Here is a 23,735-nt window from a genome sequence, read left to right as displayed (position 1 = left end):
AGTTTTGCCAGACGCAGTCCGCGTCTTACCTGAAACCGCTTGCGGCCATTGCTAACGTGGTGTCGATCATGCGGTTAGCAAAGCCCCATTCGTTGTCACACCAGACCAGGGTTTTGATCAGGTGGTGACCGCTGACCCGCGTTTGCGTGCCGTCCACTATGGCACTGTGCGGATCGTGGTTAAAATCTACTGAGACTAACGGTAATTCCGTATAGTCAACTATACCACGAAATGCCCCCTCTGACGCGTTTTGCAGCAACGCGTTGACCTCACACGCCTTCACCGCCTGGCGCACCGAAACGCTCAGATCAATGGCGGTCACGTTGATCGTAGGCACGCGCACCGCGATAGCCTCGAAGCGGTCGTTAAATTTCGGAAAAATACGGGTAATGCCAGCGGCAAGACGCGTATCGACCGGAATGATCGACTGACTGGCGGCACGGGTACGGCGCAGGTCGCTGTGATACGCGTCAATCACCTGCTGATCGTGCATCGCCGAGTGGATGGTGGTCACGGTGCCCGACTCAATGCCAAAGGCGTCATCCAGCAGCTTGATCACCGGAATAATACAGTTGGTGGTGCAGGATGCGTTGGAGACAATGCGGTCAGTTTGTTTAAGAGCCTGTTCGTTAACGCCGAACACTACGGTGGCATCCAAATCGTTGCCGCCGGGATGCGAGAACAACACTTTCTTCGCGCCAGCCTGCAGATGCGCTTCACCATCGTCGCGGCTGCCGTACACGCCGGTGCAGTCCAGCACGATATCGACATTCAGCTCGCGCCACGGCAGCGCGGCAATCTCAGCCTGATGCAGGATACGGATGGTATCTTCGCCAACCCACAGCTGATCGCGCTCCTGGCGTACCTCAAAGGCAAAGCGGCCGTGGCTGGTGTCGTACTTCAGCAGATGCGCCATGCCAGCCGCTTCCGCCAGTTCGTTAATCGCCACTACGGTGATTTCCGCCCGGCGACCGGTTTCATACAGCGCACGCAACACGTTGCGCCCGATACGACCAAAACCATTTATTGCGATACGAATGGTCATCTCACTTCCTGCAGCCACACCTGAAAAAACGTGCCAAATACCTTGAGCGTTTCGCTGCGTTTTGTACAGGGAATTCTTGCCCGGTTACGGTTGCTGACAGAGAGCACACGGCTGCAACTGAAACGGTTCAGCGAGAATAAAGCATGGAAGGAATAACAGGAATGATTGCGATCAACTGTGCTGCTGATTATTGGATCTGCGTCACAAATTCAGGCAATGACAATTATTACTGCAGGAATAATTGAACCGTTTCAGGTTCAGGCAATAACACGGCCGCCGATCTGCACATCGGTGTCGCGGCGCAATTTATTGCGCGTGGTAAAGCATGAGGATGGCAGCAGAAATGCGCGATGAATCGCGCCGCTACAACGCGCAGCGGCGCGACGGGTTACGCGAAATTACAGAATCGATTTCGCGGTTTTCACCACGTTGGCCACGGTGAAGCCGAACTCTTCGAACAGCTTCTCAGCTGGCGCTGACTCACCGAAGGTGGTCATGCCAACGATGGCACCGTGCAGGCCGGTATACTTGAACCAGTAATCCGCAATACCGGCTTCGATAGCAACGCGTGCGCCAACTGCTTTCGGCAGCACAGACTCACGATAAGCCGCATCCTGCTTATCAAACGCATCGGTAGACGGCATGGACACCACGCGCACCTTACGACCTTCCGCGCTCAGCTGCTCGTAAGCGCCGACCGCCAGCTCAACTTCAGAACCGGTCGCAATCAGAATCAGCTCCGGCGTGCCGTCGCAATCTTTCAGCACGTAACCACCGCGCGCCACGTTAGCCAGCTGCTCAGCGCTACGATCCTGCTGCGCCAGGTTCTGACGCGAGAAGATCAGGGCTGATGGGCCGTCAACGCGCTCGATAGCGTATTTCCATGCCACCGCAGATTCCACCTGGTCACACGGACGCCACAGGCTCATGTTCGGGGTGGTGCGCAGGCTGGCCATCTGCTCAACCGGCTGGTGCGTCGGGCCATCTTCACCCAGACCGATAGAGTCGTGGGTATAAACCATCACCTGACGGATTTTCATCAGCGCCGCCATACGTGCCGCGTTACGCGCGTACTCGACGAACATCAGGAAGGTTGCGGTGTACGGCAGGAAGCCACCGTGCAGCGCGATACCGTTGGCGATGGCGGTCATACCAAACTCACGCACGCCGTAATGAATGTAGTTGCCTGCGGCATCTTCATTGATCGGCTTCGAGCCGGACCACATGGTCAGGTTGCTTGGTGCCAGGTCAGCCGAGCCGCCCAGATATTCCGGCAGCAGCTTACCGAAAGCTTCGATGGCATTCTGCGATGCTTTACGGCTGGCGATTTTTGCCGGATTAGCCTGCAGCTGCTCGATGAACTTCTGCGATTCCGCCTGCCAGTTAGCGGGCAGCTCGTTGTTCACGCGGCGTTTGAACTCTGTGGCCAGTTCCGGATGCGCAGCGGCGTAAGCAGCAAACTTCTCGTCCCAGGCTTTCTCTTTCGCCTGGCCGGCTTCTTTGGCATCCCACTGTGCGTAGATTTCAGAAGGAATCTCAAATGGCGCGTAGTTCCAGCCCAGCTGTTTACGGGTCAGCGCGATTTCGTCGTCACCCAGCGGGGCACCGTGCGAATCGTGCGTACCGGCTTTGTTCGGGGAACCGAAACCGATGATGGTTTTGCACATCAGCAGCGATGGCTTGTCGGTGACCGCTTTGGCTTCTTCTACCGCTTTTTTGATCGCGTCGGCGTCGTGACCGTCCACGCCACGCACCACGTGCCAGCCGTAGGCTTCGAAGCGTTTGGCGGTGTCGTCGGTGAACCAGCCATCCACGTGACCGTCGATAGAGATGCCGTTGTCGTCATAAAACGCCACCAGCTTGCCGAGCTTCAGGGTACCGGCGATGGAGCACACTTCGTGCGAGATGCCTTCCATCATGCAGCCGTCGCCCATGAACACGTAAGTGTGATGGTCTACGATGTCATGGCCCGGACGGTTGAACTGCGCCGCCAGCGTGCGCTCAGCAATGGCGAAGCCCACGGCGTTCGCGATGCCCTGACCCAGTGGGCCGGTGGTGGTTTCTACGCCTGCGGTGTAGCCGTATTCCGGGTGGCCTGGGGTTTTAGAGTGCAGCTGACGGAAGTTCTGCAGCTCGCTCATCGGCAGGTCATAGCCAGTGAGGTGCAGCAGGCTGTAAATCAGCATCGAGCCGTGGCCGTTGGACAGCACGAAACGGTCGCGATCTGCCCACAGCGGGTTAGTTGGATTGTGGTTCAGGAAATCACGCCACAGCACTTCAGCGATATCGGCCATGCCCATTGGGGCACCCGGATGTCCCGATTTCGCTTTCTGTACTGCATCCATACTTAACGCGCGAATGGCGTTGGCAAGCTCTTTACGAGAGGGCATCTTCTACTCCAGGTCGGATTAATGCTCCGCCACGCTTAACTGATTGTAATTAATGAGTTATAAGGCGAAGCGAGAAAAAAGTCGCACATCAATGTACATGAAAATCGGGGCAAAAGTACATGTATCAGGATGCTAAATCTGCGGTTCAGGGTTGCATTTCGGGGCCTGTCTGCTAGCCAATCCGCCCCTGGCACGCTATAACCAATGCGTTTAAACACCTGCGTGGTTTTTCAGGTGTTTGTTTTCTCTACTTGTTACTCAAAGGATGCTGATATGAAAATTCGCGCCATGGTTGTCGCGCTGGGAATGGTTTCGCTGCTGAGCGGCTGCGAAGGAATGGATAACAACGCACTGTTGCAGTCTGGCGCGCAGGCGTTTCAGGCTTACTCACTGAATGATGCCCAGGTTAAAGAGCTGAGCGATCAGTCATGTGCCCAGATGGATAAAGAGAACCAGCTGGCGCCGGCCAACAGCAGCTATCAGCAGCGGCTGAACAAAATCGCCGCCGCGCTGGGCGATAACATCAACGGCGTACCGGCCAACTACAAGGTGTATCTGACCAAAGACGTCAACGCCTGGGCGATGGCCAATGGCTGTATCCGCGTTTATAGCGGTCTGATGGATATGATGAGCGACAACGAAGTGGAAGGCGTGCTCGGCCATGAAATGGGCCACGTCGCGCTAGGCCATACGCGCAAAGCGATGCAGGTGGCTTTCGCGACCACGGCGGCACGCAACGCTGCGGCGTCGGTGGGTGGCGTGATCGGTTCGCTGTCGCAGTCACAGCTGGGCGAGATGGGCGAGAAGCTGGTTAACGCGCAGTTCTCACAGACCCAGGAGTCGCAGGCGGATGACTATTCGTACGATCTGCTGAAGAAGCGCGGCATTAATCCGCTTGGTCTGGCGACCAGCTTCGAGAAGCTGGCGAAGCTGGATCAGGGCCGCCAGAGCTCAATGTTTGACTCGCATCCGGATTCTGAGTCGCGCGCGCAGCATATTCGCGACCGCATCGCGGCGGATGGTAAGTAGTAGCCGGTCTTCCCCTCACCCCAGCCCTCTCCCGCACGCGGGAGAGGGCGCAGGCCGTGCGGTTCTCACCGCCCGCTCGATCGGTTCCCTCTCCCGCACGCGGGAAAGGGAGCAGTCCGTGCTGTTCTCACCGCCCGCTCGATCGGTTCCCTCTCCTGGGGGAGAGGGTCAGGGTGAGGGCAGCCGTCCGCACTGCCGCTTAACCTTTATTCGCCGCCTGCACGTGCAGCATATCCAGCGCCAGCGTGGCAGCGGCCAGTGAGGTCAGGTCGGCGTGATCGTAGCCCGGTGCCACTTCCACCAGATCCATCCCCACAATGTTCATACCCTGCAGGCCGCGAATCAGCTTTGTGGCTTTATCGCTGGTCAGGCCGCCAATCACTGGCGTACCGGTGCCTGGCGCATGGGCCGGATCGAGGCAGTCGATATCAAACGTCAGGTACACCGGCAGATCGCCCACGGTGCGCTTCACTTCGGCCAGAATGTCATCCACGCTGCGGTCATTAACCTGCGCGGCGTCCAGCACGTTGAAGCCCAGGCTCTTATCGAACTCAGTACGGATACCAATCTGCACCGAATGCTGCGGATCGATCAGCCCTTCCTGCGGCGCAGTGTAGAACATGGTGCCGTGGTCAAAAGTCGGGCCGTTGGAGTAGGTATCGGTATGCGCATCGAAGTGCACCAGCGCCATCTTGCCGAAGTGTTTGGCGTGCGCGCGCAGCAGCGGCAGCGTGACATAGTGATCACCGCCAAAAGTCAGCATGCGCTTGCCGTTCGCCAGCAGCTTTTCCGCGTGCGCCTGCAGCTTGTCGGACAGATCCTGTGAATCACCGAAGGCGTACACCAGATCGCCGCAGTCCACCACGTTGAGGCGCTGACGCAGATCGAAATCCCACGGCCAGCGGCAGCCTTCCCACGCCAGGTTAGTAGAGATCTGACGGATCGCCCCCGGCCCTAAACGGCTGCCCGGCCGGCCTGACGTTGCGGCATCAAACGGCACACCGGTAATCACCCACTCGGCGTCGCTGTCGTAAGGCTGGAAGTTCAGCGGAAAACGCATGAAACCGAAGGCGTTAGAAACCAGGGAGTTGTCGTACTGATTGCCCAGCGTGTTGTACATAACGAGTCCTCTTAAATCCTTAAATCGGTTAGCCAGTTAAGGTATAGATGAAAAAAATCCCCTCCGCGTCGTTAGGCCCGACGAGGAAGGGATTGATGGGCGTGATTATCGCCGAGATTGCCGCGCATCGCAATTAGCGCTCGCGCATCGCCTCTTTGGCCTTGTTAAACGGTTTGACCAGATAATCCATGATGCTCTTCTCGCCGGTTTTGATATCCACGGTGGATACCATGCCAGGGCTGATGGCAAAGCGCCGGCCAGCCTTGTTCTGCACATAGTCGTTATCAGTACGAATAAATACGCGATAGTAGTAAATCTCCGGTTTGACTTCGTCCTGGATGGTATCCGGCGAAATGCTTTCCACCACGCCGTTCAGGCCGCCGTAGATGGCGTAATCGTAAGCGGAGATTTTTACCACCGCGCGCTGGCCGGGATGGATAAAAGCAATATCGCGCGGCGACAGGCGCGCTTCAATCAGCAGCCGATCGTTCATCGGTACGATGTTCATCAACTCACCGTTGGGCGGAATCACCCCGCCCACCGTCGAGACTTTGATGTTTTTCACGATGCCGCGCATCGGCGCGCGAATGGTCAGACGCGTTACGGTATCTTCGCGTCCTTTAATCACCTGCGCCAGGCTGTCGGCTTCGGCGCTGGCCTTCGCCAGCTCTTCGCGCGCCTGCACATAATACTGCGAGCGCATATCGGTAAGTTTCAGCTCGAGGTCGGACTTATCGCGCTGTAAGCGCAGCACTTCCACGCTGCTGGCAGCACCGGTTTTCGCCAGCCGTTGGGTGATCGCCAGTTCGCGATTAGCCAGCGCCAGCGACTCCTTAAACTGCCGGGTTGCATCATTGAGCTGGGCGCGTTTGGTGTTATACAGCCGGGTTTCCGCCGCGATAAGATCCGGGTAGCCCTTCAGCTCGGCGGGAAACGTGAGCGGATCATCGTTCACTTCCGCACGCAGGCGCGAAGCCGCTGCCAGTGCGGCCCGGTAGCGCGCCGCGCTCTCGCCGACGCTGGACTGCGAGCGCGTGGCATCCAGTTTCGCCACGATCTGCCCGGCCTGCACGCGATCGCCCTCATGCACATACAGTTCCGTGAGAATGCCGCCCTCCAGCGACTGCAGCACCTGCTCGCGCGAACTGGGGATCACCTTCCCGGTGCCGGTTGAGACCTCATCCAGCATGCCAAACCACGCCCACACCAGCGCCACCACGATCAGCGCCGTGCTGATGACGATCAGCCGCACTGCGCCGGTGTAGTGGCTTTCCGATTTCAGTTCACCGAGCAGATCGTCGGACGAATCCACTTCCGCGGCGGTCACCAGCCGCAGTTTTGCCGGCAATTGTTTCATCATGCCTGTCCCTCCCCCGCCGCTCCGCTGGCGCGCGGTGCCGGCAGCGCGTTCTCTTTCGGGCTGTCCATTACCAGCTGCCCCTCTTTCAGCACCAGTATGCGATCCACCAGCGACAGAATCGCCGCGCGGTGCGTCGCCACGATCAACGTGCGGCCATTCAGCCAGGCGCCCAGCCGCTCAATAAAATCCTTCTCGGTATGATCGTCGAGCGAAGCGGTCGGCTCATCCAGCAGCACGATATTAGGATCGCGCAGCAGCATGCGCGCCAGCAGCAGCGACTGGCGCTGACCGCCGGACAGCCCGACGCCGCCCTCCATTATCGGATGATCGAGCCCGAGCGGCAGACGGCGAATAAAATCGGCCCCGCCACTGACCGTCAGCGCGGCAAAAATCGCTTCGTCGGTGGCGTGCGCCGCGCCCATGGTGAGGTTTTCCCGCAGCGTACCGTGGAACAGCCGCGCGTTCTGCGTCAGCAGCCCGACGTTGCGCCGCACGTCCGCGACATCAATATGCGGCAGGCTGAGGTTGTCCAGCCGCAGCTCGCCGCCCACCAGATCCATGCCGCCGGCCATCGCCTGCAGCAGCGTGGATTTACCGGAGCCGTTGCGCCCCAGCACGGCGATGCGCTCACCCGGCTTGATGGTCAGCGTCTTGATGCGCAGCGCCACCGTCAGCGAATCGCTGTAGTAGCGGAACATGACATCGGTGAACTGATAGTGGCCAAACAGCACCGGACAGTGAATGCGCGTTTCGTCTTTACTGTTCTCCACCGGCAGATTCATCAGCGCATCGAGGCTGCTCTTCGCCGCTTTTACCTGCTGCCAGCGCGCCAGCACGCCACACAGCGTCGCCATTGGCGCAATCATGCGCGAAGACAGCAGCGACGCGGCGACAATCGCCCCGGTGGTGATATCGCCGTTGATCACCATCGGCGCCCCGACCACGATCACGCTGGCGTACACCAGTCCCTGAATGGTGACGCCCCAGCTGATCAGCGCATGCATCACTTTGCGCATCTCGACGCCCGACTGCGCGGTGATGCGGATATAGCTGTTCCACTGCTGCAGAAAGCGGTCCTCCGCCTGCATCAGCTTGATATCTTCCAGCCCCTGCACGCTCTCCACCAGCACCGCGTTGCGCAGCGTCGACTCTTTCAGGTTTTGCTGCGCCAGCTTCGCCAGTTTTTTCTGGCTCAGCACGCCGGGCAGGATCATCAGCAGCACCGCCACCGGCGCGATCCACGCCAGCTGCGGCGCGATGATCGCCATCACCAGCATAAACAGCAGGAAGAACGGCATATCGACGATCGCAGTCACCGTGGTCGACGTCACCATTTCGCGCACCGCTTCCAGCTCGCGCAGCTGCGAGATAAAGGTACCGGTCGATCGCGGCACCGCACTGTTACGCAGCCGCAGCGCGTGGCCGAACACGCGATCGGAGACGCGCATATCGGCGCGCTTGCCGAGCAGATCGGTGACGTGATCGCGACCGACGCGCAGAATATAGGTGAACACCACCGAGAGGATCACCCCGATATACAGCACGTACAGCGTGGGGTACGACTGCGCCGGAATCACCCGATCGTACACCTGCATCGAGAAGATGATGCCGACCAGCGCCAGCAGGTTGATCAGGAACGATCCCAGCATCACGTAGCCGTAAGGACGCATGTCGTGCAGCACCAGACGACGCAGCCAGTCGGGCCTGACCGTGGCGAGATAGCGATCGACACGGCTATCTTTGGCGGCCGTCACCGGACGCAGCGCCGCGGCGTAGCGGATCTGCGGCAGCAGCGTGTTCAGCGCGATCGGCGCCGGTTGTTCATCGCCGGCCAGGTGCACGCGCACCGTGTCATCGCCATCAAAGCTGGTGATGACGCCAACCTGGCCGTCGCTCAGTTCCACCGCCAGCGGCAAGCGCCAGCTGCTGATCTCCCACTGATGCTCTTCATACAGCTGCAGCGACAGCCCGGCCTGACGCGCCAGATGGCGCAGCGCTTTATCACGTGACTGTTTGCCCTGCCATTCGCTGGCAGCCATGATCATGCCCGGCGAGCACGGCAGGCGATAATGGGTCGCGATGAGAATAATGGCGGTGGCCCAGCCGTGTAGCGGCACCTCGCCATCGGCGGCGCTGGCGGGATTGCCATTGGGGGCGTCCGGAATCTGTAATTGCGTCATGGCTGGATCTCCACGGACTGGATGCGCTGGTTATTCAGCGCAAACGCTGACCGCATCTGCCCGGTGCTGTATAAGCAGTCGAGCTGCAGTGAACGTAACTGACTGATGGTTTGCTGCATGGCGAAGCGCGTCTGAAACACTTCCTGTTCGGCGTTGAGCACGTCCAGCAGCGGACGGGTGCCGAGCTGCAGATACTGGTCCTGATACAGCTGCTGCGTCTTCTCGCCCAGCGTCTGCTGACGCGACATGATCGCCAGGCTCTGCGACAGGCTCAGCGCTTCGGTTTGCGATTCGCTGAGCTGCTGCTGCGCTTTGAGACGCGCCGAGTTCACCGCCGCATTGGCCGCCTGCAGCGCGCTGGCCGCCGCATCGCGCGCCGCGGTAATGCCGCCGCCCTGATACAGCGGCATCTCAACTTTAACGAACGCGGAATACTGGGTGCGGTCGAGCGTTTCGCTGCCGGAGTAGTGATTGTTGAGGTAATGCGTGACCTGCGGTTCCAGCGAAATGGTGGGTAAATTTTGCGCGTTGGCGTTATCCAGTTTAGCCTGCGCCTGCCGTGCCTGCGCCCATGCCGCCAGCACCGCCGGATTGGATTTGTCGTCAGCTTTGCCCACCGCGCAGGCGCGCGTCAGGCTGGGCGGAAACGCATCGCTGACCTTTTTCACCAGCGGCCAGCCGAGATAGCTGGCCAGCGTGGCACGCCAGCGGTTGAGGCTGGCCTGATACTGGGTCAGCGTGGTGCGCGCCCCTTCGATACGCGCGTCGGTCTGGGTGGCGTCCGAGAGCGATGCCGCCCCCTCTTCATTGCGCTGACGCGCCAGATCGCCAATCTTACTCAGCGCCGTCAGCTGATCCTGGGCGATCTTCACCAGCTGCTGATAGCCCTGCACCTGCACCAGCGCGGCGGCGGTGTCGTGCGCGACGGTATCGATACTCACCAGCACGCTGGCCTGCTCCTGCGCCACCCCGGCTTCGGCGGAGCGCACCGAACTGCTGACTTTGCCGAAGTCATACAGCATCTGTGATACCGACAGCACAAATGACGGGCTGAAGCCTTTCTCGCTGTAGGCGTTGCTGTAGCCGTTGTTCATCCCGGCGCTGATTTGCGGATAGTATTTGGCCTGCGCCACATCGACCTGGCTGGCCTGCTCCAGCATTTTGCCAATCGCCTGGGCGATGTCCGGATGCCACTGGATGGCACGCTGCACTGCCTGGTTAAGGGTTAAGGTATCCGGCACGTTAGCCAGCGCGGGTTCGGCCACCTGACCGGTTAAGGAGGGAAGATCCTGCTGCTGCGCCAGACCGGCTGAGGTTATGCGCCCCGCCTGCGTCACGGCATCACTGGCAGCCATAAGATGAGAACTGTGAAAAAACACAATGCCAGCACACAGGGCGCTGAGCTTACAGGTACGGCGAGTTGTTGCGCCTGATTGCATCAGATCCATCGATTGTTCACCAGTAAAAGAGAGAAAGGGGCACCTCCCTGTGCCCGTTATGCTTCCCTGCGTTACACCCACTAAGCCGTGTGGTTTTGATGCGGTTGCTGCAGCAACTCCTCCAGTGAGACGTTTACGCCTTCCAGGGTAATCAGCTGCGTACTGCTGTACCCCGTGCCGCTGCCGTCACGGTCAATTGACAACACCGTATTGCCGTCCGCGGTATGATCCACTTTCACAAAATCATTGATATTACTGGTGGAATCATTCCAGCCGATCAGCAGACTGCTGACGTCGATCTTGTCACCCTGCGCGACGCTGAAGTCGGTCCAGGTGTCGTGACCGTTGCCGCCGGTGGCATCTGCGCTGCTCAGCAGGTGGTAAACCAGCGTATCTGCGCCGGCACCGCTGGTAATGGTGTCGTCGTAGGCGCTGCTGGTGAGGCTGTCAGCCGCGGCGCTGCCCGTGATGGTCGGGTGAAGCTCAATGGTAAAGGTGTTGCTGGTGATGGTGCCGTCGGACGACGCCAGGGTGTAGGTAAACACCTCCTTATGCGTGATGTTCTGGATATTCACATCCGCGTTCAGGGTATAGGTATAGCTACCGTTGGCGGCGATGGTCAGCACACCAAAGTCCCCGGCCACCGCCGTGCTGCCCACGCTGCTCACGGTGGTGAGATCGCCGTGCTCATTGAGGATGCTCAGCGTGCCGCTGTGGCTGACGTTGCTGTCTCCCCAGATGCTGCCGCTGGCATCGTGCTCGCTGCTGCTGGTGGTTTCCGCCGCCAGACTGGTGGTGGCGAACAGCGCGGTGGCCGCACCGTTATGCAGCGTCACCGTCAGCGTCGCCGAGGTCACTGCACCGCTGGCATCCCGCACCGAGTAGGTGAAGGTGTCTGCGGATGGCAGGGTATCGATATCCAGCCCGGCCTTCAGCGTGTAGGTGTAGTTACCCTTCGCATCAATGGTCAGCGTACCGTAGGTGGTGTTGATCACCGTATTGCCGCTGGACGCCACCGCGCTGCTGCCCACCGACGCCACCGCCGTGCCGGACGGAATCGTCCCGGCGATCGAGCTGGTGTCGTTGGTCAGCAGGTTACCGGTGACCGTCGCAGCGGTGGTGACCGCCAGCGTGGTGAAATCCGACACCGTGCTTACCGTGGTGGTTGGCAACACGCTAATGTTGGTGGTGGCTGCCACCACCACCGCATAGTTGCCGGTCCCCAGTCCGGTGTAGGTGACGTTTGCCCCTTTCAGCGTACCGATCGTCAGCAGCGCGTTAATGTAGTTGGTCTTAATACTGATCAACTGCCACGAGCCGTTCGCCTGCTGTTCGTACAGGTTTAACGAATAGTTGGCGGCCACGCCGAGACTGGTTACCGAACCGTTGAGCGTCACGGTACGGCTGTCATCGTTACCCACGCTGAACAGGTAAGCATTACCGTTGTTCAGTACGCTGGCATTGAGCACCGTACCCAGCCCCACGGTCAGCAGCGCGGTGTGCGACGAGCTGACCGTACCGTTGTTCACCGTTGCCTGCGTGCTGGTGTAATCCACCTCGTTGCTGTCGTTGGTCGCCACGATGCGAATCGCACCGGTCAGCGAAGCCCCCGGCGAGACGTTACCGGCGCGATCCGTCTGGATCACCGAGAGCGGCGCACCGGTGATCTGCGCGGTGGTGAGCGTCACCGACCAGTTGCCGCCGCTGCCGACCGTGGTGGTGCCGAGCGCGTTGCCGCTGGCATCGCGCACCGTCACCGTGGCCCCCACTTCACCGCTACCGGTGACAAGGGTACCGGCGCTGTTGATCGCCAGCCCGCTTACCGCCGCCGGAGGCAGGGTATCGACGTTCACCGTCGCCGTGATGTTGCCGGTGCTGACGTTACCCGCCGCATCGGTCACCGTGGTGCTCAGCGTGTGCGCGCCGTTCGCCAGCGTGGCGGTGGTGAAGCTCCAGCTGCCATCACTCCCCGCGGTCACAGAACCAATGGCGCTGGCACCGTCGTAGATGGTGACCACAGCACCTGCTTCCGTGGTGCCGCGCAGCGTTGGCGTGGTATCGCGCGTAAAGGCGCCGTTCGCCAGCGTCACCGGCGTACCGCTGATGTCATCAATGATGGTCAGCGTACTGGCAACCGGCACCACGGTATCGACGATCAGCGTGGTCGACACCTGCGGGCTGACGTTGCCCGCCGGGTCGGTCTGCGTCACGTTCAGCGTGTGGCTGCCGTTGCTCAGCGCGTTGCCCACCACGAAGCTCCAGCTGCCGTTGCTGCCCACCGTGGTGGTGCCCAGCAATGTGGTGCCGTCGTACACCGTGATGCGCGCGCCCGCCTCGCCGTTGCCGCTCAGCAGCGGCGTGCTGTCGTTGGTGACGCCATTATTCGGAATGGTCACCGCCGTGCTGCCGTTGTTGTTGAGCGCCAGCAGATTGGTGATGGCCGCCGGTGCCGTGGTATCGATGATCACCGTGGCCGCGGTGGTGCCGCTGACGTTACCTGCGGCATCCGTTACCGTCACCGTGATCGGGTGCGGACCGGCGCTCAGCGCCGCCAGAGGCGTGAAGCTCCAGCTGCCGTCCGCCTGCACAATCGCCGTGCCCAGTGCCAGGCCGTTGTCCAGAATGGTGACGCGTGCCCCGGCCTCCGCCGCGCTGACGCTGCCGCGCAGCGTTGGCGTGGTGTCGTTGGTCGCGCCGCCGTTGACGATGGTGGCACCGGTCGCATCATTAATAATGGTGAGACTGGTGTTCGCTGGCGCCACCGTATCCACGGTGAGGTTAATCACCTCGGAACGGGGACTGACGTTGCCCGCGCTGTCGGTCACCGTCACGCTCAGTGCGTGGGCGGCATTGCTCAGCGTCGGCGAGACGAAGCTCCAGCTGCCGCTGGCGTTAGCCTGCACCGTTCCGAGCAGCGTGTTGCCATCGTAAACCGTTACAATCGCGTTCGCTTCCGCCGTGCCCTGCAGCGTCGGCGTGCTGTCGTTGGTGACTCCGTTATTGACGATAGCCACACCGGTGACGTCGTTGGTCAGCGTCAGCCCGGTTGCCGCCAGCGGCGGTGCGGTGTCGACGGTCAGCGCAAGGGACGCTGCGGGACCGGTATTGCCGGCCGCATCGGTGGCCGTCACGCTGAAGGAGTGTAAACCGTCAGACAAGGTGCCAGTGACGAAGCTCCAGCTGCCGTTGCTGGCGGCGGTTACCGAACCCAGCACCGTATCACCATCGCGGATGGTCACGATGCTGTTGGCTTCCGCCGTGCCGCTCAGGCGTGGCGTGCTGTCATTAGTGACGCCACCCGCCGCAATCGCCACCGGCGTGCTGCCGTTGTTGTTCACCGCTGCCAGCCCGGTGATAGCCACTGGCGGCGTGGTGTCGATCACCAGCGTGGCGCTGGTGGTGGCACTGACGTTACCGGCCGCATCGGTGACCGTGACGTTGAGCGTATGAAGCGTTTCGCTCAGCGCCGTGGCTGGCGTCAGCGTCCAGTTGCCGTCACTGCCCACCTGCACGGAGCCGACCAGCGTAGTGCCATCCAGCACGGTGACAATGCTGCCCGCCTCCGCCCGGCCGCTCAGCACCGGCGTGGTATCGCTGGTGACGCCGCCATTCGGGATGACGCTGCCGCTGACGTCGTTGGTGACCACCAGCGTGGCCGCGCCCGGCGCAACGGTATCGACGGTGATAGTCACCGGCGTGGTGCGCGGGCCGGTATTGCCCGCCGCATCGGTGACCGCCACGCTCAGCGCATGCGCGCCGTTACCCAGCGTCGGTGAGACAAAGCTCCATGCGCCGCTGCCGTTCACGAGCGCCGTGCCCAGCAGCGTATTGCCGTCATAAACGCTAACCGTGGTGTTGGCCTCGGCGCTGCCGCTCAGCGTTGGCGTGGTGTCGTTAGTCGCGCCGCCAGCCGGTATGCTGACGCCGGTCACATCGTTAGTGATGGTCAGGTTGGTGGCCACCAGCGGTGGCGTCGCATCAACGATCAGCGTCACGCTGAGCGCCTCGCCGGTGTTACCCGCCGCGTCCGTTTCCGTGACGCTGAAGGTATGGCTGCCGTCGCTCAGTGCCGCAGAGGTGTAACTCCAGTTGCCGCTGCTGCCCACCGTCAGCGAGGCCACCACATCGCCATCCAGACGAATGGTTACCACGCTGCCTGCCTCAGCTACACCGCGTAACAGCGGCGTGTTGTCGTTGGTGGTGCCGCCGTCAGCAATCGTCACCGGCGTGCTGCCGTTGTTGTTGCTGGCCGTGAGCGTCAGATCGTCCGGCGCCAGGGTATCAACGATCACCGTCGCGCTGGTGCTGGTGCTGACGTTGCCCGCCGCATCGGTCACCGAAACGCTCAGGGTGTGCGATCCTTCACTCAGCGCTGTCGCTGGCGTGTAGCTCCAGTTGCCGCTGGACGGCACGGTCAGCGTGGTCAGCACATCACCATTATTCAGGATGGTGACCGTGCTGCCCGCTTCCGCTACGCCGCTCAGGGTTGGCGTGGCATCGCTGCTGTAGCCGCCGTTAAGCACCGGCTGCGCGGTATCATCGTTGGTGATGACCAGCGTCGAAGCGTTCGGTGCGATGCTGTCCACAGTGAAGCTAAGCGCCGGGGTGCGGTCGCTGCTGTTACCCGCCGCATCGCTGACGCCCACGCTCAGCGCGTGCGCCCCTTCGCTCAATGCAGGCGTGGTCAGCGTCCAGCTTCCACCCGCGCCCACCGTAACCGACGCGATGGCGGTGTTGCCATCGTACACCGTGACCAGGCTGCCCGCATCGGCGCTGCCGCTGAGTACCGGCGTGTTGTCATTGATGACGCTGCCGTCGCTAATCGGCACCGCCGTGCCGCTGCGATCGTTGCTGATCACCACATCAGCGGCCACCGCCGGCGCGGTGATGTCCACGGTGAAGCCGAGGGTAGCCGATCGCGTCCCCTCATCACCGCCAGGGTTTTGCGCGGTGATGTAGTAGGCGTAGCTGCCTTCAGCCAGCGTCGGCGTATAGCTCCACTGGCCGTTAGCATCCGCCGTAACGCTGGTGATTACCGCATCCGTATTAGCGTTATAAATACGAATCAGCTGACCGGGTTCGGCAGAGCCGCTAAGCGTTGGCGTGGTGTCGCGGGTTACCGCGCCGTCTGCCAGCGTCACCAGCGTCGTGCCCGTGTCGTCAGTGATTTGCAGCGTCGAGGTGGCTGGCGGCAGATCGGCCTGCACGTTAAGGCTGAACGCCGGCGTCGCCGTGCTGACGTTGCCCGCCGCATCGGTCACGGTCACGGTGAAGTTGTGAGGTCCGTTGTTGAGCGCCGCGGTCGTAAAGCTCCAGGCCCCGCCCGAGCCGGCCAGCGCAGTGCCCAGCAGCGTGGTGCCATCGTAGATGTTCACCGTGCTGCCGGCTTCTGCCGTGCCGCTCAGGGTTGGCGTGTTGTCATCAGTCGACGCGCCGTCATCCAGCGGGCCCGTCGTGCCACCCACGTTATCGGCGACCACCAGGTCAGGAACCGCGTCTGGCGCCAGCGTATCGACGGTGACATTCACCGGCCCAACCGGCTCGCTGACGTTGCCAGCGGCATCCACCACCTGCACCGAGAAGGCGTAGCTGCCATCCTGCAGCGCGCTGGTTTCAAAGCGCCATACGCCATTGGCATCGGCGACCACCGAGCCAATCACCGTATCGTCCTGCAGCAGGTTGATGATGGCACCCGCCTGCGCCGTTCCGCTCAGTACCGGCGTGGTGTCGTTGGTAAAGCTGCCATCCACCAGCGGCAGAGCGGTCGGACCGTTATTGGCGTTGACCTCAAACGACAGCACCGGATCCGGTCCGACGGTGTTAACCGTTACGCCAATGCTCACCGGGTCGCTGACGTTACCCGCGTTGTCACTGACGACGACCGTCAGCGTGTAGTTGCCGTTATCCAGCGGCGACGTATTCAGGCTCCAGTTGCCCTCAGTGTCCACCGTCGCCGACCCCACCAGCACGTTGCCGTTGTACACGTTGACGAGAGCACCCGGCTCACCGCTGCCGCTCAGCAGCGGCGTGTTGTCGTTGGTGGCGCCACCGTTGGCGATGGTGACTGGATTATCCGGATCGTTGTCATTCTGCAGCAGCACGGCGCTGACCGGCTGCGGCGGCGTGGCATCAACCTGAACGGTGAAGCTGGAAGACGGCGCACTGACGTTGCCGAGGCTGTCCGTCACCGTGGCCGTCAGGGTGTGCTGACCATCGGTGAGCACGGGCGACAGGAACACCCATTCGCCGTCCGCATTGGCGGTGGTCGAACCCAGCACCACATTGCCATCGTAAATGGTCACCAGGCTGTCAGCCTCCGCCGTACCGCTCAGGCGTGGCGTGTTGTCATTGGTATAGGTGCCATCGGGCACCAGTACCAGATCGGTGCCGTTGTCGTTATTCACTTCCAGCGTGGCCTGGGCCGGAGCCTGGCTATCCACGGTAAAGGTAATCGGTGCCGACGCCGGTCCGGTGTTACCGGCCGCATCCGTGACCGTCACCGTCAGGCTGTGCGCCGCGTTGGTGAGGGTTGGCACGTTGAAACTCCACGCGCCGTCACTGCCCGCAATCGCCGTACCAATCGGCGCGCCATTATCCAGAATGTTCACCGTGCTGCCCGGCTCAGCAACGCCCGCCAGCAACGGCGTGGTATCGCTGGTGGTCGATCCCGACGGAATATCCACCAGCGCACTGCCGTTGTCATTGGAGAGACTGATTTCCGTCACCTGATCCGGCGCGGTGGCGTCAATCACCAGCTGTGCCGTAACCGGCGCGCTGACGTTGCCCGCCGCGTCGCGCGCCACAACGGTTAAGGTGTAGCTGCCGTCACTCAGCGCACTGGCCGGTGTGAAGCTCCAGCTGCCGCTGCTGCCCACAGTGACGCTGCCCACCGGACCGTCCTGCGAGGTAATCACAATCAGGCTGCCCGGATCGCCGCTGCCGCTCAGCACCGGCGTGTTGTCACTGGTTAAGCCGCCGTTCGGGATGGTGACCGGATCGCCGTTGCCATTGTCGCTGGCGACGCTCAACTGGGTGACCGCCGACGGTGCTACGGTATCGACGGTGATCGCCACGCTGGCGCTCGGTGCACTGACATTGCCGGCGACGTCGGTGACCGTCACGCTGAGGCTGTGCGAGCCATCGGTCAGTTCAGGTGAGAAGCTCCATGCGCCGTCGTTATCTGCCGTCGCCGTGCCGATCGGCGTCTGTCCGTCATAGACGATGATGGTGCTATTCGGCTCCGCCGTTCCGCTGAGCAGCGGCGTGCTGTCATTGGTGTTGCTGCCTGAGGTGATTGGCGTGGCCGGATCGACGTTGTTGTTCACCAGCAGCAGATCGACGACCGCGTCCGGCGCCGTGGTATCCACGGTAAAGCTAATCGGCGCGGAAGGATCGCTGACGTTACCCGCCGCATCAGTCACCGTTACCGTCAGGCTGTGATCGCCCTCGTCCAGCGTACCGGTAACAAACTGCCAGCTGCCATCGGCGCCCACGGTCACCGAACCGATCGGCGTTGTGCTGTCGCCATCGTAGACAGTGATGATACTGCCCGCCGTGGCGCTGCCGGAGAGTTGCGGCGTGGTGTCGTTGGTCGCGCCATTGGCGGCAATCGCCACCAGCGTGCTGCCATCGTTATTGCTCAGCACCACGTCCACTGGCGCTGCCGGTGGCGTGAGATCAACGGTGAAGGTGTACGGCGCGGACTCCGGCCCGACGTTGCCTGCCGGATCGGTGACGCTGGCCGTCAGGCTGTGACTGCCCGCTTCCAGGGCGGTATCAGGCGTGAAGCGCCAGCTGCCGTCATTGCCGGCGGTAGCCGAGCCGATGATCACGCCGTTGTCGCGCACGATCACCACGCTGTCAGGCTCGGCGCTACCGCTCAACACTGGTGTGGTGTCGTTGGTCGCCCCGCCAGAGGCCACCGGTACGGCCGGATCAACCTCATCGTTCACCAGTAGCAGGCCGGTCGGCTCGGCCGGTGCCGTGGTATCCACGGTAAAATCAATCGCCGCGGACGGTGCGCTAACGTTGCCCGCCGGGCTGGTAACCGTCGTGGTCAGGCTATGTTCGCCCTGGCTCAGCGTCGGTACCGCATAGGTCCATATGCCACCGGCACCCACCAGCACGCTGCCCAGCACCGTGTTGCCATCGAGGATGGTGACGGTGCTGCCGGCATCGGCGGTGCCGCTCAGCTGCGGCGTGGTGTCGTTGGTCGCGGTGCCGCTGTTGATCGGCTGCAGCGTCTCGCCGTTATCGTTGTTCAGCACGACATCAACGGCGGCAGACGGCGTGGTGAGATCGATTGTGAAATCAAACGCATCAGACACCGGCCCGCTGTTGCCCGCCGTGTCGGTGACAACGGTGGTCAGGCTATGCGTGCCCGCCTCCAGTGCCGGATCCGGCGTGAAGCTCCAGTTGCCGTTTGCATCGGCCTGCGCCGAGCCAATCACGCTGCCATTGTCGTAAATCGCGACGAGGCTGCCCGGCTCCGCGCTACCGCTGAACAGCGGCGTGGTGTCATTAGTAACGCCATCCGCCGCGATCGGCAGCGGCGTTGCGCCCTGATCGTTAACCAGCAGCAAGTCTGCGGCGGGCGCCGGATCGGTGAGATCGATGTTCACCTCCAGCGGGGCCGACGGTGCACTGGTATTGCCAGCCGGACTGGTTTCGGTCGCCGTCAGGCTGTGCTGCCCCTCGCCCAGCGCAGTGGCTGGCGTGAAGCTCCAGCTGCCGTCGTCGTTGACCGTGGTGGTGCCCAGCACGGTATTGCCATCCGAGACGGTGATGGTGCTGCCGGCGGTGCCGCTGCCGCTCAGGACCGGCGTGGTGTCGTTAGTGGCACCGCTGGTGATCAGCACCGGCGTGCCGCTCTGATCATTACTGAGCTGCACATTGCCCGGCGCGGCTGGCGTGGTGGTATCGATGGTAAAGCTGAGGGCGGCCGAGGGTTCGCTGGTATTGCCGGCGGTATCGGTCACCGTCGCCGTCAGGCTATGGTCGCCCGCCGCCAGCACCGGTGCGGTGAAGCTCCAGCTGCCGTCGTTGCCGACGGTGGCGGTGCCCAGTACCGTATCGCCATCGGAAATGGTCACGGTGCTGCCCGGTTCCGCGCGGCCACTCAACACCGGCGTGGTGTCATTGGTGAGGCCATTGCTGACCGGCACCGGTGTGCCGCTCTGGTCGTTGCTGAGCAGCAGCTCGCTGGCCACGGCAGGGGCGCTGGTATCGACGATGACAATCACCGCCGTACTGCCCGGCCCGGTATTGCCCGCCGCGTCGGTAATGGTAGACGTCAGGTTATGCTGCCCTTCGCTCAGCGGATCGGTCGGGGTGAAACTCCAGCTGCCGTCGCTGCCTGCCGTCGCCGTGCCCAGCACCGTATCGCCGTCGCTGACGGTCACTGTACTGCCGGGTTCAGCGGTACCGCTCAGGGTTGGCGTGGTGTCATTGGTGCTGCCGCCCGCGGCAACCGGTGTGCCGTCGCCATTGCTGAGCTGCAGATTGCCCGCCGCCGCCGGTGCCTGCGTATCGACGATGACGGTTACCGGTGTTGACGCCGGTCCGGTATTGCCGGCCGCATCGGTGACGGTACTGGTCAGGCTGTGGCTGCCATCGCTGAGGGGCGGCGTGGTAAAGCTCCAGTTGCCATCGTTGCCCACCGTGGTGCTGCCAATCACCGTACCGCCATCGGAGATAATCACTACACCGCCAGCTTCGCCGCTGCCGCTCAGGGTTGGCGCAGAGACGTTAGTGCTGCCTGTGCCCAGCGGATCGCCGTCATCGTTGGTCAGCTGGATGCCTGTCGGTGCCGCGGGCGCGACGGTGTCGATGGTGATGGTGATTACCGGCGAATCCGTCACAGTGCCGCTGCCGTTATCGGCGCTGGCGCGGAATGCGTAGGTGCCGTCGGCCAGCGCCGCTGGCGTGAAGCTCCACTGTCCGTTGCTGCCCGCGACCACGCTGCCCAAAACCGTGCTGCCGTTGTACAGGGTGACGAGATCGCCCGCCCCGGCCTGGCCGCTGAGAATCGGCGTGCTGTCGGTGGTGCTGTCGTTATTGGCCAGTTCGACCAGCGTGCTGCCGTTATCATCGGTGACAATCAGCAGGCTGCTGGTGGCCGGCACGCCCGCCTCGATGTTGACCGTGAACACCGGCGATGCCGGGCTGACGTTGCCGGCCGCGTCAGTCACTGTGGTGGTCAGGCTGTGCTGCCCGTTGGTGAGCGCATCTGGCGTAAAGCTCCAGCTGCCGTTGCTACCGGCGGTAACGCTACCGAGCAGCGTGGTGCCGTCATAGATACGCACCACCGCGCCCGCTTCTGCCGAACCGCTCAGGGTTGGTGTGCGATCGTCGGTGGTCTGGCCGGAAGCCAGCGCGCCGGTGGCGCTGCCCGCGTTATCCGTCACCTGCAGGCCGCTGACGGCGGCAGGCGCGGTGGTGTCAACGCTAAAGGCGATCGGCGTTGATGCCGGGCTGACGTTGCCGGCGGCATCGATCACCGTGGTGCTCAGGCTGTGATTGCCCTCGCCCAGCGCTGGCGTGGTGAAGCTCCAGCTGCCGTTACTGCCCACGCTGACGCTGCCGAGAACGGTGTTGCCGTCGCGAATCGTGACAATACTGCCGGCTTCCGCCGTGCCGCTCAGCAGCGGTGTCGCATCGTTGATCGCGCTGCCGCCCGTCACCGGCTGTGCGGTACTGCCGGCATCGTTCAGCAGTGCCAGATCGCTGGCTGCCGCCGGTGGCGTGGTATCAACCGTAATGTTCAGGGTGACGGTGTCAATCACATTGCCGTCAACGTCGGTAATGGTGGCGCTGAACGCGTGGCCGCCCTCACTCAGGTTGCTCAGGGCAAAGCTCCACTGCCCATTGCCGTCGGCTGTGGTGCTGCCGAGCAGATCGCCGCCGTCAAAGATGCGGACGAGGCTGCCCGCCCGGGTCAGGCCGGCGAGGGTCGGGCTGTCGTCATTGGTGACGGCGCCGTTTTGCAGTGAGACGAGGGTATTGCCGCTGTCGCCCACCAGCTCAATGCTGGCGCTGGCGGGTGGCAGCGCAGCGTCCACATTGACCACAAATTCCGCGGTCGCGCTGCTGACGTTGCCCGCCGCATCGGTTTGCGTAACGGTCAGGCTGTGGCTGCCGTTGCTGAGCGCTGGCGTGGTAAAGCTCCAGCTGCCGTTGGCCCCGACAAGGGTATTGCCCAGGAGCGTGCTGCCGTCGTAAATGCTGATCAGCGCACCGGCTTCGCCGCTGCCGCTCAGGGTAGGTGTGTTGTCATCGGTGGTAGCGCCCGACGTCAGCGGGCCCTGGCTGGCACCCACGTTGTCGATCACCTGCAGATCGCCGATCGCCGCCGGTGCGGTGGTATCGACGGTGACCACGATAGCCGCTGATGCCGGACCGGTGTTGCCGGCGCTGTCGGTTACCGTGGTAGTCAGGCTGTGATTGCCGTCGCTGAGCGCTGGCGTGGTGAAGCTCCAGCTGCCGTTACTGCCGACGATAGCCGTGCCGAGCACAACGTTGCCATCGCGTACCGTAACGGTGCTGCCGGCCTCTGCCGTGCCGCTCAGCGACAGCGTGTTGTCATTGCTGCTGCCGCCGGCGGCAATCGGCGTCACGGTGCCATTGCTGTCGCCGGTCAGCAGCAAATCGCCTGCCGCGCCGGGCGCCACGGTATCGATGGTGACCGTCAGGGTGACGGAGGTGGTGACGTTACCGGCGGCGTCGGTGGCAACCGCGCGGAACGCGTAAGTGCCATCTGCCAGCGTGGCGGGAGTGAAGCGCCACTGACCGCTGCCGTCGGCAATAGTACTGCCCAGCAGCGTAGTGCCGTTGTACAGCGTGATGACGGCGTTAGCGCTCGCCAGGCCGCTCAGCACCGGCGTGCTGTCTTTGGTACTGGCGCCATCGCTCAGCGTGCGCAGCGTGGCATCGCTATCGTCGGTAATTTGCAGCGAACTGCTGGTTGAGGGCAGGCCCGCCTGAATCGTCACCACAAACGGCGAGGACGCAGCGCTGACGTTGCCGGCAGCGTCCGTCAGCGTCACGGTCAGGCTGTGGCTGCCATTGCTCAGCGCTGGCGTGGTAAAACTCCAGTTGCCGTTCGCGCCCACCAGCGCCGTGCCGAGCAGCGTCTGACCATCGTAAACGCTGACCACAGCGCCCGCTTCACCGCGGCCGCTCAGGGTCGGCGTGTTGTCATCGCTGCTCGATCCGTTTGGTACCGGCGTGGTGCTGCCGCCGCTGTTGTTGGTCAGGGACACGTCCGTGGCCACTGCCGGTGGCTGCGTATCGACAGTGAAATCAACCGGGCTGGTGGCCGGACTGGTGTTGCCGGCAGCATCGGTGACGGTAACCGTCAGGCTGTGCTGCCCTTCACCCAGAGCGGGTGTCGTGAAGCTCCAGCGGCCATCGGCACCGACGGTGACCGTACCCAGCAGCGTGGTGCCGTCGTAAATACTGACAATGGTCCCCGCTTCGGCCGTGCCGCTTAACGTAGGCGTGTTGTCATCGGTGCTGGTGCCGCCCGTGATAGCGCCCTGCACGCTGCCCGCGTTATCCGTGATCAGCAGATCGCTGACTGCCGCCGGTGCCGTGGTATCACCGCCGCCGCCATTGTCGCCGCCGCCGTTATCCCCACCGCCGCCGCCGCCACCGCCGTTGTTACCGGCGATCAGCGCACCGATACCGGCCAGCGCGGCGCCGGCGATACCAAAGGCGGTCAGTGTTCCGTCACCCGTGACGTTTTCCGCTAACAGCCCTTCCGTGCTGTCGATAGAGACAAACTGGAAGCCTTCTGTGCCGGGATCTTCCACCCACCACAGCGCGCCTTTGTCGTCCTGCAGCACCAGATCGCTGTCGCCGTTAGCATCGTAGAATTTATGAATAACAACGACTTCACCGGATTTAGTGGTGACCACTAAATCACTACCATTGCGTGTGAAAGACTTAATATCAGCCTGATTAAGGTTGAGCTTAACCACACTGGGAGCAGTCAAATTAACCTGATTACCGCTCACTTCAGTAACAATCGTTCCGCCTTTAGGCGTTACAGAGATATTGTTCATTTTATCGATATCCCGCGCAGTTATAAGCTTAATGGCATCCATAAAAACGCCCGGTATCGCCAGACACCGGTATTCTTCGCGAATAATTCAATGAATTACTCACATCCT

General features: G+C 62.2%; 8 protein-coding genes. 1 reads left to right on the top strand and 7 read right to left on the bottom strand.

Annotation, left to right across the window (positions count from 1 at the left end; genetic code table 11):
- Positions 1-25: 25 nt before the first annotated feature.
- Both epd and tkt read right to left on the bottom strand, forming a co-directional pair.
- Positions 26-1,045: an erythrose-4-phosphate dehydrogenase gene (gene epd, locus C1Y43_RS12475; protein WP_104093684.1), complete on the bottom strand. Its 1,020-nt coding sequence runs from the start codon at positions 1,043-1,045 to the stop codon at positions 26-28.
- A gap of 398 nt (positions 1,046-1,443) precedes the next feature.
- Entirely contained in the window at positions 1,444-3,435 is a 1,992-nt protein-coding gene (tkt, locus tag C1Y43_RS12470; RefSeq protein WP_058757105.1) for a transketolase, read from the bottom strand.
- A gap of 273 nt (positions 3,436-3,708) precedes the next feature.
- Here tkt and C1Y43_RS12465 point away from each other — a divergent pair, with 273 nt between their 5' ends.
- On the top strand, positions 3,709-4,464 hold the full coding sequence (locus tag C1Y43_RS12465) for a M48 family metallopeptidase (protein WP_021506645.1): 756 nt from the start codon (positions 3,709-3,711) through the stop codon (positions 4,462-4,464).
- 199 nt (positions 4,465-4,663) lie between these two features.
- Here the strand turns inward: C1Y43_RS12465 and speB are convergent, their stop codons facing one another.
- The 5 genes from speB to C1Y43_RS12440 form a co-directional block, all read right to left on the bottom strand.
- Complete coding sequence (speB, locus tag C1Y43_RS12460; protein WP_021506644.1) at positions 4,664-5,584, bottom strand: agmatinase; 921 nt, start codon at positions 5,582-5,584, stop codon at positions 4,664-4,666.
- 133 nt (positions 5,585-5,717) lie between these two features.
- On the bottom strand, positions 5,718-6,941 hold the full coding sequence (locus C1Y43_RS12455; protein WP_369974314.1) for an HlyD family type I secretion periplasmic adaptor subunit: 1,224 nt from the start codon (positions 6,939-6,941) through the stop codon (positions 5,718-5,720).
- The gene (locus tag C1Y43_RS12450; protein ID WP_104188382.1) at positions 6,941-9,124 is read right to left on the bottom strand and encodes a type I secretion system permease/ATPase; all 2,184 of its coding nucleotides are present in this window, start codon (positions 9,122-9,124) and stop codon (positions 6,941-6,943) included. The genes C1Y43_RS12455 and C1Y43_RS12450 overlap by 1 nt, the downstream gene beginning before the upstream one ends.
- Complete coding sequence (locus tag C1Y43_RS12445; RefSeq protein WP_031279469.1) at positions 9,121-10,572, bottom strand: TolC family outer membrane protein; 1,452 nt, start codon at positions 10,570-10,572, stop codon at positions 9,121-9,123. The genes C1Y43_RS12450 and C1Y43_RS12445 overlap by 4 nt, the downstream gene beginning before the upstream one ends.
- A gap of 71 nt (positions 10,573-10,643) precedes the next feature.
- On the bottom strand, positions 10,644-23,627 hold the full coding sequence (locus C1Y43_RS12440; RefSeq protein ID WP_104188459.1) for an Ig-like domain-containing protein: 12,984 nt from the start codon (positions 23,625-23,627) through the stop codon (positions 10,644-10,646).
- Between the last annotated feature and the right edge of the window lie 108 nt (positions 23,628-23,735).

The sequence above is a fragment of the Pantoea sp. ICBG 828 genome, from assembly GCF_002928355.1.
Taxonomy (GTDB): Bacteria; Pseudomonadota; Gammaproteobacteria; order Enterobacterales; family Enterobacteriaceae; genus Pantoea; species Pantoea dispersa.
Note: the sequence above shows the minus strand (reverse complement) of the source record. Positions and strands in the feature narration are given on the sequence as shown.

Bases quoted from the DNA above. Each gene is read 5' to 3' on its own strand.
- epd (WP_104093684.1), bottom strand. From the start codon at position 1,045: ATGACCATTCGTATCGCAATAAATGGTTTTGGTCGTATCGGGCGCAAC.
- tkt (WP_058757105.1), bottom strand. From the start codon at position 3,435: ATGCCCTCTCGTAAAGAGCTTGCCAACGCCATTCGCGCGTTAAGTATG.
- C1Y43_RS12465 (WP_021506645.1), top strand. From the start codon at position 3,709: ATGAAAATTCGCGCCATGGTTGTCGCGCTGGGAATGGTTTCGCTGCTG.
- speB (WP_021506644.1), bottom strand. From the start codon at position 5,584: ATGTACAACACGCTGGGCAATCAGTACGACAACTCCCTGGTTTCTAAC.
- C1Y43_RS12455 (WP_369974314.1), bottom strand. From the start codon at position 6,941: ATGAAACAATTGCCGGCAAAACTGCGGCTGGTGACCGCCGCGGAAGTG.
- C1Y43_RS12450 (WP_104188382.1), bottom strand. From the start codon at position 9,124: ATGACGCAATTACAGATTCCGGACGCCCCCAATGGCAATCCCGCCAGC.
- C1Y43_RS12445 (WP_031279469.1), bottom strand. From the start codon at position 10,572: ATGGATCTGATGCAATCAGGCGCAACAACTCGCCGTACCTGTAAGCTC.
- C1Y43_RS12440 (WP_104188459.1), bottom strand. From the start codon at position 23,627: ATGAACAATATCTCTGTAACGCCTAAAGGCGGAACGATTGTTACTGAA.